Source organism: Tsukamurella sp. 1534 (assembly GCF_000312385.1).
In the GTDB taxonomy this organism is placed as follows: Bacteria; Actinomycetota; Actinomycetes; order Mycobacteriales; family Mycobacteriaceae; genus Tsukamurella.
Map to the genome: position 1 here is coordinate 1,246,415 of NZ_HE997626.1, position 15,249 is coordinate 1,261,663.

Below are 15,249 nucleotides of genomic sequence, written 5' to 3' on the forward strand. Positions count from 1 at the left end.
GAGGTGCCGCGGCCGGCGCAGCGGCGAACGGCGACGCGGGCCGCCCGGCGACGCCGGCGGACGACGACGATCCGAAGACCGAGGTCGTCAGCCCCACCCCGATCCCCGCGGCCCGCCGGCGTCGCGCCGAACAGAAGCGGGGCGGCCGGTCCAAGCTGCTGCTGTGGGCGTCGGCGGCGATCATCGCCGTGATCCTGATCGGCGGCACCACGTGGTACCTGCTGAGCGGCTCGGAGGGCGAACAGCAGGTCACCGTGACCTCCCAGATCAACGAGCCCGCCGCGGACGCCCAGGTGGCCCTCCAGAAGCTCGGGTTCAACGTCCAGATGCAGCGCGTCCCGGACAACGCCGTGCCCGCCGAACGGGTGATCTCCACGATCCCCGGGCCCGATTCCCGGGCCGCGAAGGGCTCGACCGTGGTCATGCAGGTCTCCACGGGCCCCAAGATCGAGCGCGTCCCGGACGTGGCGAACCGGCCGGAGCCGGAGGCCCGCGACATCCTCACCAAGGCGGGCTTCGCCGTGGCCAAGGACCCGAAGCGCGAGCCGTCGGCCACCGTGAAGTCGGGTGCCGTGATCTCCACCAACCCGGCGGTGGGTTCGAACAGCCCGCAGAACACGCCCGTCGTCCTCACCATCAGCACGGGCCCCGAGCAGGTGCGCGTGCCGGACGTGACCGGCACCCAGGTGTCCCAGGCGACGTCGAATCTCGAGGGCGCCGGCTTCAAGGTCGAGGTCCGCGAGATCGAGAGCTCGGAGAAGGCCGGCACCGTCGTCGGACAGAACCCGTCGGCCGGCCAGAACGTGGACAAGGGCACCACCGTCACGCTGCAGGTGGCCAAGGCCAAGCAGCTGGTGATGCCGAACGTGATCAATCAGGACGTCAACGCGGCCCGCGCGGCGCTGATCGCGGCCGGCTTCGCGCCGGACAACATCAAGTCGCAGGCGACCGCACCGGCCGGCTTCCCGTGGGACCGGAACAAGGTGTGGCGCACGGTGCCGGAGCCCGGTTCCCGGATGGACTCCACCGCCAACGTCCTGCTGGAGGTCCGGCAGTAGACCGCCGGTCGCCCGGGCGCACGGCCCGGGCGGTTCGGCCGGTTCGACGGTCCGCCGCGCTCACGCGAGCGCGGCGGCCACCTCGTTCTCGAGCTCGGCGACGCGCGCCTCGGGGATCTCCAGGCCGCACACCGCGAGCCAGTTGGCCAGCATCCGGTGCCCGCCCTGGGTGAGCACGGACTCGGGGTGGAACTGCACCCCGTGGATCGGCAGTTCCCGGTGCTGGAACCCCATGACCACGCCGGATTCGGTGCGGCCGGTGATCTCCAGGACGTCGGGGATGGTGGGCTCGAGCACGGTCAGCGAGTGGTAGCGGGTGGCCGTGAAGGGGTCGGGGAGCCCGGCCAGCACGCCGTGGCCGTTGTGGTGCACCAGGGACGTCTTGCCGTGCAACAGCTCGGGCGCGCGGTCGACGGTGGCCCCGAACACGGCGCCGATGGCCTGGTGGCCCAGGCACACGCCCAGTAGCGGGGAGCCCGCGTCGCGGGCGGCGGCCACCATCGGCATGGTCTGCCCGGCGCGCTGCGGCGTCCCGGGGCCGGGGCTGAGGAGCACGCCGTCGTACCGCGCGGCCGCGGCGGCCGGATCGTCCAGTCGCGGGTCGTCGTTGCGCCACACGTCGGCCTCGACGCCCAGCTGGCCCAGGTACTGGACCAGGTTGAACACGAAGCTGTCATAGTTGTCGACGACGAGGATCCGCACGGGGGTAAGCGTACGTCGATGCGGTCACGGCGGCACATCCGATAACCTGACTGGTGAAACGCACCCAGGTAGAAGGATGTCATGCCCAAGTCGAAGGTCCGCAAGAAGACTGACTACACCATCAACACGTCCGCGGATTCGCGCACGCCGGTGAAGGTGAGCGCCCCGTCGGGCCGCTGGTTCGTGGTGCTGTTCCTGGGCTTCATGCTCGCCGGCCTGGGTTGGCTGCTGGTCTACTACATCGGCGCCGACGAGAACGGCATGGGCGCCCCGGGGAAGCCGCTCGAGTGGATGGTGACCCTGGGCCCGTGGAACTTCGCGATCGGTTTCGGCCTGATGATCACGGGTCTGTTGATGACCATGTGGTGGAAATAGCCCTGACCAGGCAAATCACATCGATGTCATTTATCCCCAGCTGTGGATGAACCTGTGGACAATTGGAGTGCGCCGCGCGGCGTCGGCGTCGTCCTGATCGTCGCCGCGCTGGCGATGGGGGCCGCGACCGCGTTCTCCGGCGCGATCAAGGACCCCGTCGGGGTGGTTCTGATCGGCGTGGGATCGCTGATCCTGCTCTACCTCGGGACCTCGGTCCTGGTGCTGCGCCCGCGCCTCAAGGCCGACGATGCGGGGGTCACCTACCGCGGTGCGTTCGGCCGGAAGGTGTTCCCCTGGGACGGCCTGGAGGTCAAGCGCACCAGCACGCGGCACTGGGGCCGCGAGTCCGTGCTGCTGGAACTCACCCGCGGCGACGATCTGCTGTTCCTCGGCCGCTGGGAGCTCGGGGAGGCGCCGACCGTCGTGGCCCAGCGCCTGGAGGAGCTGCGGCCCCAGCCGTAGCGGGATGCTCCGGAGACGCCGACGCCCGGCCGGGTGTTCCGGCCGGGCGTGGGCGACGGGGGTCTTCTACTCGACGGTGATCGAGTTGATCGTCACCTGCTTGACGGGGCGATCCGCGCGGTCGGTCTGCGCCTGCGCGATGGCGTCCACGACGCGCTTGCTGTCCTCGTCCTCGACCTCACCGAAGATGGTGTGGCGGTTGTTGAGGTGCGGCGTCTTGCCCACGGTGATGAAGAACTGCGAGCCGTTGGTCGCGGGGCGCCCGATGTTGGCCATCGCCAGGATGTACGGGTGGTCGAAGCGCAGCTCCGGGTGGAACTCGTCGACGAAGTCGTATCCCGGGCCGCCGGTACCGGTGCCGGTGGGATCGCCGCCCTGGATCATGAAGCCGTCGATGATCCGGTGGAAGATGGATCCGTCGTAGAACGGGCCCGACGTGCCACCCGACGCGTTGGTCGTGGTGTAGTCCTTGGTGCCCTGGGCGAGTCCGACGAAGTTCGCCACGGTGACGGGAGCGTGGTTGCCGAACAGCGCGATGCGGATGTCGCCTTCGGAGGTGTGCAGGGTCGCGTGGGCGGTAGCGTTGGAGTTGGTCACACCGCCATTCTGCCACTGAAGGCGGACACGACCGGTCGAGCTGATGAAACCGCGACAATGCGGTAGATGCGATCGCAATGCCGTACGCCGAAAGGATCCGCCACGATGGCCACCGCTCCCCTCGTCGACGACGCCCCGTCCGCCGACGGCTCCCCCGCCGGCCCTCTCGCCGGCCCTCTCGCCGAGGCCCCGGCCCGGCCCACCGATTCCCAGCGCCTCGCCTCGGGGCTCGCCCAGAGCTTCCTCGGCCCGCTCAACGTGACCCGCGCCCTCACCGGCCTCGGCGCCTCGGCGGCGGGCAAGCTGTTCACCGCCCTGATCGCCCTGGTCCGCTCGGCGATCGCCGGGCCGCAGGTGCCCGACGACGCGACGCCTGTGACGCTCGGGGACGGCGACGCGGCGGCCCCGAACCGCCGCAGGCCCCTGCTGATCGCGCTCGCCGTGGTCGCGGTGCTCGCCCTCGGCGGCGTGGCGTTCAAGCTGCTGCGCACCCCGTCGGATCCGCCGGTCGCACCCGAGCCGCCGCGTCTGCGCCCCGCCACGGGCGCGACGGGTGACAGCGCGCCGGCCTCCCTCGAAGAGGTCGAGGGCGCGGAGGAGGTCGACGTGGTGCCCGCGGAGGACGATCCGCGCAAGCGGGGCGAGTAGCCCCGGGTCCCGATCCGTACCGCCCGCGGTCCGGCGCGTCAGCCGCGCCAGCCCGCGGGCTGGTGCGTCTGGATGCCGACCAGCATCCAGGCGAGCGCGAGCACGAAGCACAGGCCGTCCACGCCGCCCATGCCGCCGCGGTAGTGCGTCACCGCGGCGGCGACGAGGAAGAGCAGCGCGGCGAACCACGACAGGGCGCAGCGGCGGTTCATGGGCCCAGCGTAGCCCCCGAGGCCCGGCCGGCCGGGACGTCGCGCCGGCCGGGCCCGACGGTCCGCGCTACGCGGCGACGGCCTCGCGGGTGCCGCGGGACACGGTGAGCCGCTGCAGCAGCTCGCCGCCGATCAGCCCGATGCCGCCGAAGAGGACGGCCTGCGCGAGGAACGAGTACGTCCGGAACGCGGTCAGGTCGTCGGCGGGGAAGTCCCCGGCGGACAACGGCGCCGGCAGCACCAGGTAGGCGAGGACCGCGCCGGCGAGCACCACGGCACCGCCCACGAGGGCGGCGCTCCAGCCGCCGAGCCGGTCGGCGGCGGCGAGCGCCACCGCCCACGCGGCCGCGACCAGGGCGACGCCGATCGCGACCAGCAGCAGGTACGTCCCCGTGCGTTCGCCGATGGAGTCGGGGTCGCCGACGCCGGGCGGGTTGGGCGGGTACTTGAGGTACGGCACGGCGTACACACCCAGGAACAGCGATCCCGCGACGGCGAGCGCCAGCGCGCGGGGGCTCCACGACGGGACCTTCGGCGCGGCGACGCAGTACGCGACGGCGAACAGCGCGCCGAGAACGGCGCCGAACAGGATCAGCCCGGCGCCGAAGCCGAGGTTCTCCTGCACGGTGCGGCTGAACACCTCGGGGGCGTCGGCCGTCGCTGCGTGGCCGGCGTGCTCTGCGGCCTCCGACCGCTCCTGGAATTCGATGGCCCGCCGGATCACGGGTTCCACCATGATCCGGCCGAACACGAAGGCGAGCACTCCTGCGATCGCCCCGGCGAGCACGCCGCGGGCTATGACCTGCTTCTCCACGGCTCCCCCGATCAGTGGCAGGGGAAGCCCAGGAAGTGCCGGGCGTCGTGGAAGAACTCGTGGATGTGGGTGTCGTTGCCGAACACCGACACGGCCCCCTGGTCGATGCCGATGAAGTAGTAGCCCAGCACGGCCGAGATCAGTGCGGCGCAGAGCGTCACCGCGCGTCGGGAGAGGTGCAGAGACAGGTCACCGGCGTGCGCGGTGGTGGTGTTCGCCATGGCGGCGCTCCTTCGTCCGGGGTTTCGCGCCCGGATAGGCGGTTACGTGGTTCCCGGCAGTGCCGGGTCGCCGAGCGGGTCTGGCTTCACAGTGGCGCGACCGCTCCCCGAGGGATTCCGCTGCGGCGTGACGAATCGTAGCGCGGGAACGCGCGGTCAGGAACGCCCGACGGTGCCGGCCAGGGTGTAGTAGACCCTCGACTGCTCCGGTGCGGAGACGAGGCTGCCCGGTGCGGGGGTGCCGGCGGTCGCCAGCTTCAGGCCGCCGGCCCGCGCGAGCGCGTCCTTGATGCTCCAGTAGATGGTGACCCGGGGGCCGGCGCCGGGCTCGTCGTCCCGGTTGCCCGCGGACGTGAGCCCGAGGGCGGCACCGTCGGACAGCCGCACCAGGGGCCCGCCGCTGTCGCCCTGCCGCGCACCGATGTCCGTGTGGATCTGGGTGGCGCTGGCCGCCCTGACCTTTCCGCACTTCCAGCCGGAGGTGACGCCCTGCTGGCACACGCGGTCGCCGACGCGCGCGACGCCCACGCGGGTGGGCTGCACCGGGCCGCGGCTCGCGGCGGTCGGCGTGCCGCGCTGCAGGTCCACGACGGCCCAGTCCGGCGCCAGCGGGTCCGCAGGGCCGGCGCTGCCGGTCTCGGGGTCGATCCGGGTGGGCGGGTTCGAGGACTGGGCGACGACGCCCACGCGCTGCAGGGTGTTGGGCCGTCCGGGTGCGGGGACGCCGACGTCCTGGCCGGCCTTGCCGCAGTGACCCGCGGTCATGGCCACCCGGCGCCCGTCGGGGCGGACGGCGATGAATCCGACCGTGCACTTCGACGCCATGACGCGGCCGTCGGCGGTCTTCTCCTGCACCACGGCGATCTCGGAGCCGGGGGCCACCGTCACCGAAGCCGGTGCGGCCGTGGCCGTCGGTGCGGCCACCACTCCCCCGGCGATGGCCGCGATACCTGCGATCGCGGCAGCCCGGCCGAAGCCCGTTCGCTTCATCCCCATCCCTGCACGTCCCTTCCGCGTCGGCGGCCGGGCGAATCCGGTGATTCGCGCTTCGGCCTCACGAGAAACATCCTCTCGAGCAGGGTCCTCACCCGGCGAGGTGCTTAGTCACGGCAGGGATCGTACCGAGAAAAGGGAAACGCATGGCCACGACGGTTCCATTCGCGGTCGGCGCCGCACCCGATGCATCAGCGTGGATCGAACGAAATGCGCGAATCCATCGGGTGGATGCCACGAAAATGGTTACGCGATTGGTCTTTTGCCGCTTTTCTGCCGTGATTGCTCCGATGAATGGTCCTCGCCTGCTGAATCCCGTGTGCGACTGCTGTTACCGTCTTCACGCCGCAGAAACACGGTCGATCGTCACGATATCCACACGAACGAAGGGATGCGGCCACAGTGCGCATCGCAATCGCCTGCATGGGCTCCCGCGGGGACATCAGCCCGCTGCTGGCCCTGGCCCACGTCTTCGTCGCCCGCGGCGACACGGTGAAGATCGGCTGCACCGTCGAATCGCGACGGCTCGTCGAATCACACGGGTTCGAACCACACGTCCTCACCACGCTGAACCTCAAGGATTTCCTGCAGTCCCCGCTGGGACAGAAGAAGTTCTTCGGCACCGGCACGGCCACGCAGTTGCGCGCGGTGGGCAAGCTCGCCGACGCGCACGCCGACGAGTTCGACGAGCACCTCACGGCATTGTGCCGGGACGTGGACTGCGTGATCAGCACGCGCATCATCGAGGAGCGCGCCGCCCTGGTCACCCACCGTGAGCGCACCCCGCTCGTCATGCTGGAGTACTTCCCCGGCGACGCGCACACGCCGGTCCCGAACCCCATCCTCGGGCCCGGACTGCAGGACTTCGTCGCGAAGGTACCGGCCCTGATCCCGTGGACCTACCGCCTGTTCGACGTGGGCTGGGCGCTGAGCATCTACAAGAAGACGGTGCACCTGGCCGAGCGCGTGGGCTACCCGCACCGCATCGTCAACCCGCGCTCGGTGCTCAGGCGACGGGACCTGTTGCGGGTCGGCGCCTTCGGCCGCGCGCTGGTGCCGCCGCGCACGATCGTCGACATGAACCAGCCGCGGATCGGCTTCATCCGACTCCGCGACCGCGCCGCCGATCGTGCGCCCCTCGACGCCGAGGTCGAGGCCTGGATCGCGCAGGACGACCGCCCGATCGTCTACGTCGGGTTCGGCAGCATGCCGATCGTCGATTTCGACGGTGTGCTCGGCGACCTGTCCGCGCGCCTCGCCCGCGAGGGGATGCGCGTGCTCGCGGTCCCGGGCTGGTCGGCGCGCACCGGCGACGAGGTGCTGGACACGCCGGACCTGCTGGTGGTGCCCGATGTCGATCACGACGCGGTGTTCCCGCGGTGCGCGGCGCTGGTGCACCACGGCGGCGCCGGCACCACGGCGATCGCGGCGGCGTCGGGCGCACCGTCGCTGGTGTGCAGCCAGGCGTTCGACCAGCACTTCTGGGGACGGCGGATCGAGGCCCGCGGGGCGGGGATCGTGTCCTCCCGGCGGGACATGACGGCCGAGTCGCTCGCACAGGGCGTGCTCGCACTGGTCCGCGACGAGTCGATCGTGGCCGGAGCCCGGGAGCTCGGCTCCGAAGCCGCCGCCGACCTCGACGGCTGCCGTGAGTTCATCGCCGCGTTCGACGCGTTCATCGCCAGTGCGGGCCCCCGGCGCGGGGCCCCGGAGGGCGCGGGGCGAGTCTAGAGGCATGCCAGGACCCCACCGGACCCTCTCCGGATCGAAGCGCTGGGTGTCGCTCGGGACCGTGTGCATCGCGGTCGTGATGACCGGCATGGACAACAGCATCGTCACCATCGCGCTGCCCACGCTGAGCCGCGAGTTCGGCGGCGGGATGAGCGCGCTGCAGTGGATCGTGGACGCCTACACGCTGGTGTTCGCCGGCCTCCTGCTGGCGATGGGCTACTTCTGCGACCGGTTCGGCCGGCGGAAGGCCCTCATCACGGGTCTGGTGCTGTTCGCCGCGGTCTCGATCCTGGCCACCCGCTCCACGTCGCTGGCGCAGTTGATCACCGCGCGCGCCGGCCTGGGAGCCGCTGCGGCGCTGGTCTTCCCGGCGACCCTCGCGATCATCTCGGACCTGTTTCCCGAGAAGCACGCCCGCAACACGGCGATCGCGGCGTGGTCGGCCTCCGCCGGCGCGTCGATCGCGGTGGGCCCGGTGGTGGGCGGCTACCTCGTGGAGCACTTCGCGTGGTCGTCGGTGTTCTGGATCAACGTGCCCATGTCGCTCCTCGCGATCGCCGGGGCGGCGGCGCTGGTGCCGGAATCCTTCGGCTCCCACCAGGCCTCGTTCGACGCCGTCGGTGTGCTGCTCTCCATCTCAGGGGTGTCCCTCCTGGTGTGGGCGCTCATCGAGGCCCCGAACTTCGGCTGGGGCAGCGTCGAAACCGTCGGGGGCCTGCTGGGCGCCGTGGTCCTGCTGGCCTCGTTCATCGCCTACGAGCGGCGGCGCACCGATCCGGTACTGGACATGTCGCTGTTCGCGTCGCGGACGTTCTCCTCCGCCGCGTTCGCGATCTGCTCGGCGTTCTTCTGCCTGCTGGGCTTCGTGTTCGTGACGATGATGTACTTCCAGGCGGTCCTCGGGTACAGCCCGCTGGAGACCGCGGTGCGGGTGCTCCCGTTCGCCCTCGTCGCGGTCGCCATCGCGCCGCTCGCGGTGCTGGCCAAGACCGAGCGCCAGGTGCGGCGCACCATCGCGGGCGGGCTCGCGCTCATGGCGGTGGGATTCGTGCTCACCGCGAAGCTCACCGAGGCGGCCGACTACTTGACGCAGATCCTGCCCGCCATGGGGGTCATCGCCGCCGGCCTCGCGCTGGTGCAGGGCCCGGCGACGGCCTCGATCATGGCGTCGGTCCCGTCGGGTGAGGCGGGCGCCGGATCCGCGGTCAACGACACCACCCGCGAGATCGGCGGCGCGCTGGGGGTGGCGATCCTGGGTTCCGTGGTGGCGCACATGTATTCGTCGAAGGTCGCCTCCGACACGGCGTCGCTGCCGCTGCCGCCGGAGCTGCGGTCGACGGCGGAGTCCTCGGTGATCGGCGGCATCCGCGCGGTGGTCGGCGCGCCCCCGCAGATCCAGGGCCTGCTGCAGCACGTCGTGCAGCAGGGCTTCGTCTCGGCGATGCACGCGGCGAATCTCGTCGCGGCCGGGGTCGCCGTGATCGGCTGCCTGGCGGTCCTCGCGTTCATGCGCACCCGGTACGTGGGCACGCACCGTCGGGCGCGCGGATCCCGGGCCGCCACCGTCGATTCCACGCGCTGAGGTCACGGCCACGCTACCGTCGACGCGTGGGTGGCGAGCCGCCGGAGCACGGTCGGCGAGCCGCCGGGCGACGAGACACGGAGGCGATATGAAGTTCCTACTCCTGGGGTACACCCCGGCCGAGGCGTGGGACGGCGCCACGGCCGACGTCCCGTCGGAGGACGCCCTCGCGGCGTTCGCCGAGTACCAGAAGTTCGAGGCCGAGCTCCGCGCCACGGGCGAGTTCGTCAGCGCCGAGGGGCTGGGGCATCCGGTGATGTCGACCACCGTGCAGAAGCAGGACGGGGCCGTGGTGATCACCGACGGTCCCTACGCCGAGTTGAAAGAGGTGCTGGCGTCCTTCGCGATCATCGACGTGTCGAGCCTGGACCGCGCGAAGGACATCGTGGCGCGGATGGTCGCCGTTCTCGGCGAGCCGATGGAGATCCGCCCGATCATGGGCGACGACTTCGCTTGACGGTCTCGCCACGCGCACTGGAGGCCACGCTGCGGGCGGAGGCCCCGCACGTGGTGGGCGCGCTCGCGCGCCGGTTCGGCAGGTTCGACGCAGCGGAGGACGCAGCGCAGGAGGCCATGCTGGCGGCCGCGCGGCAGTGGCCCGGCGAGGGCGTCCCCGACGATCCGCGGTCCTGGCTCATCCGCGTGGGCTACCGGCGGATGATCGACCTGATCCGCGCGCAACAGGCGGATCGCCGCCGCGCCGAGCTGTACGCGGAGGAGTCGGCACGCGCCGGGACCGAGGCGCTGGCCGTGGACGACAGCCTGCACGTGTTGTTGCTGTGCTGCCACCCCGTGCTGTCACCCGCGTCGAGGGTCGCGCTCACCCTGCGCGCCGTCGGCGGGCTCACCACCGCCGAGATCGCGCACGCCTACGGCGTCACCGAGCAGACCATGGGCGTGCGGATCAGCCGGGCGAAGAAGCAGCTGAGTAAGGCCGGCGCCCGGTTCGAGTTCTCCGCGGCGGACGATCTGTCCGCCCGCGCGAGCTCCGTGCGCAAAGTTCTCTACCTCGTGTTCAACGAGGGCTACACCGCCACGGCGGGCGACGTGCTGGAGCGCGCCGATCTCGCGACGGAGGCGATCCGCCTGACGCGCCTGCTGTTCCGCGAAGCGCCGGAGGATCCGGAGTCCGCGGGCCTGCTCGCGCTCATGCTCCTCACGCATGCGCGCCGCGCGGCGCGGGCCGACGCCGGCGGCGGGCTCGTCCCACTCGCGGACCAGGACCGGGGCCGGTGGGACCGGTCGATGATCGACGAGGGCACGGCACTCATCGAGGCCGCGTGGTCGCGGGCTCCCGTCGGGCCGTATCGCCTGCAGGCCGCGATCGCCGCGGTGCACGACGAGGCCGGGTCGGACGCGGAGACCGACTGGCCGCAGATCGCGGCGCTGTACCTGGCCCTCGAACACCTCGAACCCGGCGGGCCGGTGATGCTCGCCCGGATCGTCGCCGTTGCGCACGCGTACGGTGAGCAGCCCGCCCTGGACCTTTTGGACACCCTCGACCGCGCGCACGGACTGCTGGGGCACCCGCTCACGGCGCATCGCGCGCATGCGGTCCGGGCGCATCTGCTCGCGCGGTCGGGACGGGACGACGCGGCGCGCGCCGAGTTCCTCGCCGCGGCGGATCTCACCGCGAACGACGTGGAGTCGATGTACTTACGTGGCAGGGCGGACGATTCTCCCGCGTGACGGCCGAGGAATCTTTTCAGCCGGACGTGTCAAGAACGCCGGGGCGGCTCCGAGGTGTCGTGTGAAGGCCGCCGGAGGGGTGGCCGCACACCACGAAGGAGCACCGCCATGAACGCCATCAGCACCACCGTCACTTCCACCGTCACCTCTGCCGACGGCACCGTCATCGCCTACGAGCGCACCGGTTCCGGCCCCGCGATCGTCGTGATCAGCAACGTCGCCGAGGACCGCACCGGCGTCGCGGGGCTCGCCGCGGCCCTCGCCGAGGACTTCTCGGTGATCACCTACGACCGGCGCGGTCGTGGCGCCAGCGGCGACCCGCAGCCCTACGATCCGGCGAACGAGATCGACGACCTCGCCGCTCTGCTCGACGCAGTGGGCGCGCCGGCCTTCCTCGCCGGCGGGTCCGGGGGTTGCGGTCTGACCCTCGACGCCGCGAGCGCGCTGCGCGACCGCGTGGCGGGCGTCTACCTGTACGAGCCGCCCTTCATCGTCGATGATTCCCGCACCCCGGCCCCGGCCGGCTACGTCGCGCACCAGGAGGCCCTCGTCGCCGCGGGACGCCGGGACGAGGCTGTCGAGTTCTTCATGGCAGAGATGATCGGCGTGCCCGCCGAGTACCTGCCGATGATGAAGGCGGATCCGTCGTGGCAGGAGATGGTGCGATACGCGCACACCTACGCGTACGACGGCCGGATCCTGGAGGGTCTTCAGGACGGGACGCCGCTGCCGGCGGACCGCTGGCACATCGACGTCCCCGTCGCGGTGGCGGTCGGCGAGAACGGGGAGGAGTTCATCCGGCGCGGCGCCTCGGCGCTCGCGAACCTGCTGCCGCACGCCACGCTGCTCACTCTGGACGGGCAGGACCACTCCGCGTTCTGGATGGCGCCGGAGCCCGTCGCCGCGCAGCTGCGCGCATTCATCCGGTCGATCCCGGCACCGTCGGGCGACCCCGCCGGGACCGTCACCGTCGACGGTGCGGATCCCGAGCCGAGCGCGGCCGTCGCGGCGCTCGACCGGCTGGTCGGCGAGTGGACGGTGACCGGCGGCGCCGAGGGCGTCGTGCGGTACGAGTGGATGGCCGGCCGGCACTTCCTGCTGCAGCACGTGGAGTTGGAACAGTTCGGCGAGGAGGTCACCGGGCTCGAGGTGATCGGCCACCTGCGCCCGTTCGGCGAGCCTGCGGGCGCGGACCTGGCGTCGCGGTTCTACGACTCGCTGGGCAACACCCTGGACTACACGTACGAGCTCGTGGGCGACACGCTCACCATCTGGGCCGGACCGGCGGGCAGCCCGGCGTACTTCCGCGGCGAGTTCTCGGACGGAGACCGGGTGCTCGACGGTGCCTGGGTGTACCCGAACGGCGGGGGCTACGCCTCGACGATGGTGCGTCGCTGAATCCGCCTGCCGGCGGCGGGGTCCCGGGTGTCAGGACCCCGCCGCCGCGTGTGTCCCGGCCCGGCGCCCGGAGAAGATGCAGTCGGCGAGCGAGAGGCCGCTGACGTACGAGTCGGAGCAGATGCCCACCGCCGTCCGGCCCGCGGCGTACAGGCCGGGGATCGACGTCCCCGATTCGCCGCGCACGGCCCCGGTCTCCTCGTCGACGCGGAGGCCGCCCAAGGTGAGCATCGGCATGGGGTACGTCAGCCGGGAGCTGAACGAGATGTCGAGCAGCGTGTACGGGCTGGTGCGGAGCGGCCTGCGCAGGTCGCCGGGTTTGCCCTGGGGGTCGGGTGCGCCGTGCGCGATCGCGTCGTTGTGCGCGTCGACGGTGGCGCGCAGCGCGGCGGGGTCGACGCCGGCGCGGGTGGCGGCCTCCTCGACGGTGGCGCCGGTCGCGGCGCCGAACCGCAGCAGCCGCTCCAGCTGCAGGCGCTGGAACCACACCGTCTGCTCCCCGATCTGCCGGCGGGCGTCGCGGGCGAGCTCCGCGTCCACCAGGAGCCACGCGCGGTGCCCGGGCGCGGCCGCGATCGCGGCGCCGAGCGCGGCGCCGTACCGGGATTCGTCGACCATGCGGCGGCCGTCGCGGTCCACGGCGAGCGCGCCGAGGTACGCGCTCGGCGGCGCGATGAACCGCCACGTGGACAGCGCGTCCATCCGGCCCGTCGCGGCGCCCAGGTGCTGCGCCATGGTGATGCCGCTGCCGTCGTCGCCCGCGGTTCCCAGCGGGAGGCCCTCCGCCCACGGGTAGTCGGGGGCGTGGCGGCCCACCATCTCCCCGTTCGCGATGAACCCGCCCGTCGTGAGGACGACCCCGGTGCGGGCGCGGATCCGGATCGGCTGCCCGTACCGGTTCTCGATGCGCGCCAACTGCTTCTGCAGCTGCGCGCGCAGGCCCGGGTGGTAGACACCGGGTTTCGCGGAGATCCGGGACAGGGCGGCGAAAGCCCGGCGGATCGCGGCCGGGGCGCCGGCGATCGTGCTCGCCTCGATCCCCGTCACCCGCCCGTCCTCGGTCACGAGGCGCAGGGCGCGGGTGCCCGCGCGGAGGTCCACGCCGTGCCCCGCGGCCGACGCCGCGAGCGGCTGGAACAGCTTCTTGCCGGAGACGCCGGGGCCGTGGGCGCGGTGGCCCCGCTGCCGCGGCGCCGCGATGTCGCGGAAGCGCCCGGAGTTCTCGCTGCCGGAGAAGTACAGGTAGTAGTCGTCGGTGGGGTACGAGGTCTTGTACGGGCAGACGGAGGGGTCGAACGGCACGCCGTGGCCGCGGAGCCAGTCGATCATCGCCGCGGAGCCGTCGCAGAATCTGCGCAGCGTCTCCTCGCGCACGACGTCGCCGGTCTCCTCCCGCAGGTAGGCGAACATCGCCTCCGGATCGTCGTCGACGCCCGCGGTGCGCTGTATCGCGGTGCCGCCGCCCGCGTAGACGATGCCGCCGGAGAGGGTGGTCGCGCCGCCGCCGAGGTAGCGGTCCACGGCGAGCACCTCGGCCCCGGCCTCGCGGGCCGCCAGGGCCGTGGCCACTCCCGCGCCGCCGTACCCCACCACGAGCACGTCCGTCGTGTCCGTCCACTCCTGTGTCATCGAGACCGCCTTCCATCGGGAACCCGTCTCGAACTGTAACTTGTTCTAGTTCGGACGCGGTCGGCGGCGGCGCGACCGGCGCGGCCACACGGCCGGCGGGGACACACGGGAACGACGAAAGCGGCCCCCGAACGTATCGGGGGCCGCTTCGCGTGGAACTGAGATCTCTGTGGAGCCTAGGAGATTCGAACTCCTGACATCCGCCTTGCAAAGGCGGCGCTCTACCAACTGAGCTAAGGCCCCGAGTGGGGGTGTGGTGGGCCTAGGAGGACTTGAACCTCCGACCTCTTCGTTATCAGCGAAGCGCTCTAACCGCCTGAGCTATAGGCCCTTGAACCGAGGTGAAAGATTACCAGCGCACCTCGGGTTCTACAAAACCGCTGGTCGGGACGTCAGTCGCGATCCGCGAGCGTGATCTCGATCCCGCCCACCAGATCGGCGCACAGGTTGTAGATGAACGCGCCCACGGTGGCCAGCGCCGTCATCAGGATGACGTTGGCGATGCCCACCAGGCCGGCGTAGGTGAACACGTCGCCCGCGCCGAGCAGCGTGGCGCCGGCCTGCTCGTTGACCAGGGTGCCCACGCTGTCGTTGATCTTCTCCCACACGCCCATGCCGTTGAGGATCACGTAGAGCGCGCCGACGGCGATCATCCACACGAAGAACAGCACCACGGAGACCACGCCGACGAGCTTGAACGTGGTCCACGGGTCGATGGAGCGCAGCTGCATTCCGGCCCGCACGGGGCCGCCCGCGGCCTGCGTCCTCACGCCCGCGGCCCGGGTCGGACCCACGGTGTGCAGGTTCGACGGTGCCTCGCCCGGCTCCGACCCCGACGCCGAGGCCGCGACGCCGGCGGCCCCGGCACCCGCCGCAGCAGCACCCGCTGCGGGGGCGGAGGGCGCCGCCGGCCGTGCCGCGGGCACGGGCTCGGTGGCGACCTGGTGGATCTTGTCGAGGTCCGGCAGGTTCTTCGGCAGTTCCTCCCGCTCGACGCCCTCGGTGGGGGCGTCGACGGCGCGCCCGACGTCGGTGTCGCGGCGCGGGATGCGGACCGGCTGCCGCCCCGCCTGGTCCGGCCCGGGATCGGGAGTCTGACCGGGTCCGGTTCCAGGGGTACTCACATGCGCTCCTTCAC

General features: G+C 71.9%; 17 protein-coding genes and 2 tRNA genes. 9 read left to right on the forward strand and 10 right to left on the reverse strand.

Features of this window, described 5'->3' with window-relative positions; genetic code table 11:
- The coding region (locus BN39_RS06105; protein ID WP_148281478.1) for a PASTA domain-containing protein at positions 1-1,058 on the forward strand (1,058 nt) is incomplete at its 5' end.
- Positions 1,059-1,118: 60 nt separating this feature from the next.
- On the opposite strand, the gene BN39_RS06110 is transcribed toward BN39_RS06105, so the two are convergent.
- Positions 1,119-1,760: an aminodeoxychorismate/anthranilate synthase component II gene (locus BN39_RS06110; RefSeq protein WP_019201484.1), complete on the reverse strand. Its 642-nt coding sequence runs from the start codon at positions 1,758-1,760 to the stop codon at positions 1,119-1,121.
- 81 nt (positions 1,761-1,841) lie between these two features.
- Between BN39_RS06110 and crgA the strand changes: the two genes are divergently transcribed.
- Both crgA and BN39_RS06120 read left to right on the forward strand, forming a co-directional pair.
- Complete coding sequence (gene crgA / locus BN39_RS06115; protein WP_019201485.1) at positions 1,842-2,135, forward strand: cell division protein CrgA; 294 nt, start codon at positions 1,842-1,844, stop codon at positions 2,133-2,135.
- A gap of 54 nt (positions 2,136-2,189) precedes the next feature.
- Entirely contained in the window at positions 2,190-2,597 is a 408-nt protein-coding gene (locus tag BN39_RS06120) for a PH domain-containing protein (protein WP_019201486.1), read from the forward strand.
- Positions 2,598-2,663: 66 nt separating this feature from the next.
- Here the strand turns inward: BN39_RS06120 and BN39_RS06125 are convergent, their stop codons facing one another.
- A complete protein-coding gene (locus tag BN39_RS06125; RefSeq protein ID WP_019201487.1) occupies positions 2,664-3,194 on the reverse strand; it encodes a peptidylprolyl isomerase in 531 nt (176 codons plus the stop codon).
- Between the two features lie 105 nt (positions 3,195-3,299).
- Between BN39_RS06125 and BN39_RS06130 the strand changes: the two genes are divergently transcribed.
- Positions 3,300-3,842: a hypothetical protein gene (locus tag BN39_RS06130; protein ID WP_019201488.1), complete on the forward strand. Its 543-nt coding sequence runs from the start codon at positions 3,300-3,302 to the stop codon at positions 3,840-3,842.
- A gap of 38 nt (positions 3,843-3,880) precedes the next feature.
- Here BN39_RS06130 and BN39_RS23430 read toward each other — a convergent pair whose 3' ends face one another.
- From BN39_RS23430 to BN39_RS06145, 4 genes are all read right to left on the reverse strand, one after another.
- Complete coding sequence (locus tag BN39_RS23430) at positions 3,881-4,054, reverse strand: hypothetical protein (protein WP_019201489.1); 174 nt, start codon at positions 4,052-4,054, stop codon at positions 3,881-3,883.
- 67 nt (positions 4,055-4,121) lie between these two features.
- On the reverse strand, positions 4,122-4,868 hold the full coding sequence (locus BN39_RS06135; RefSeq protein WP_019201490.1) for a CbtA family protein: 747 nt from the start codon (positions 4,866-4,868) through the stop codon (positions 4,122-4,124).
- An 11-nt stretch (positions 4,869-4,879) separates the two neighbouring features.
- Positions 4,880-5,089 (reverse strand): CbtB-domain containing protein, encoded by a 210-nt coding sequence (locus BN39_RS06140; RefSeq protein ID WP_019201491.1) that lies wholly within the window; start codon positions 5,087-5,089, stop codon positions 4,880-4,882.
- 156 nt (positions 5,090-5,245) lie between these two features.
- The gene (locus BN39_RS06145; RefSeq protein ID WP_081586049.1) at positions 5,246-6,079 is read right to left on the reverse strand and encodes a S1 family peptidase; all 834 of its coding nucleotides are present in this window, start codon (positions 6,077-6,079) and stop codon (positions 5,246-5,248) included.
- A 405-nt stretch (positions 6,080-6,484) separates the two neighbouring features.
- Here BN39_RS06145 and BN39_RS22105 point away from each other — a divergent pair, with 405 nt between their 5' ends.
- The 5 genes from BN39_RS22105 to BN39_RS23725 all read left to right on the forward strand — a co-directional run bounded on the left by BN39_RS22105 (position 6,485) and on the right by BN39_RS23725 (position 12,482).
- Positions 6,485-7,813, forward strand: coding sequence for a glycosyltransferase (locus tag BN39_RS22105; protein WP_019201493.1), 1,329 nt, complete (start codon positions 6,485-6,487; stop codon positions 7,811-7,813).
- Positions 7,814-7,817: 4 nt separating this feature from the next.
- Positions 7,818-9,395 (forward strand): MFS transporter, encoded by a 1,578-nt coding sequence (locus BN39_RS06155; protein WP_081585939.1) that lies wholly within the window; start codon positions 7,818-7,820, stop codon positions 9,393-9,395.
- An 88-nt stretch (positions 9,396-9,483) separates the two neighbouring features.
- On the forward strand, positions 9,484-9,852 hold the full coding sequence (locus BN39_RS06160) for a YciI family protein (protein WP_019201495.1): 369 nt from the start codon (positions 9,484-9,486) through the stop codon (positions 9,850-9,852).
- Complete coding sequence (locus tag BN39_RS06165) at positions 9,849-11,084, forward strand: RNA polymerase sigma factor (protein WP_019201496.1); 1,236 nt, start codon at positions 9,849-9,851, stop codon at positions 11,082-11,084. Before BN39_RS06160 ends, BN39_RS06165 begins: the two co-directional genes overlap by 4 nt.
- A 108-nt stretch (positions 11,085-11,192) precedes the next feature.
- Entirely contained in the window at positions 11,193-12,482 is a 1,290-nt protein-coding gene (locus BN39_RS23725) for an alpha/beta fold hydrolase (protein ID WP_019201497.1), read from the forward strand.
- Between the two features lie 30 nt (positions 12,483-12,512).
- Here the strand turns inward: BN39_RS23725 and BN39_RS06180 are convergent, their stop codons facing one another.
- The 4 genes from BN39_RS06180 to BN39_RS23840 form a co-directional block, all read right to left on the reverse strand.
- On the reverse strand, positions 12,513-14,111 hold the full coding sequence (locus BN39_RS06180) for an FAD-binding protein (RefSeq protein WP_019201498.1): 1,599 nt from the start codon (positions 14,109-14,111) through the stop codon (positions 12,513-12,515).
- Positions 14,112-14,281: 170 nt separating this feature from the next.
- Positions 14,282-14,354, reverse strand: a tRNA-Ala gene (locus BN39_RS06185).
- Positions 14,355-14,365: 11 nt separating this feature from the next.
- Positions 14,366-14,442, reverse strand: a tRNA-Ile gene (locus BN39_RS06190).
- Between the two features lie 61 nt (positions 14,443-14,503).
- On the reverse strand, positions 14,504-15,235 hold the full coding sequence (locus tag BN39_RS23840) for a DUF3566 domain-containing protein (protein ID WP_019201499.1): 732 nt from the start codon (positions 15,233-15,235) through the stop codon (positions 14,504-14,506).
- Positions 15,236-15,249 lie beyond the last annotated feature (14 nt).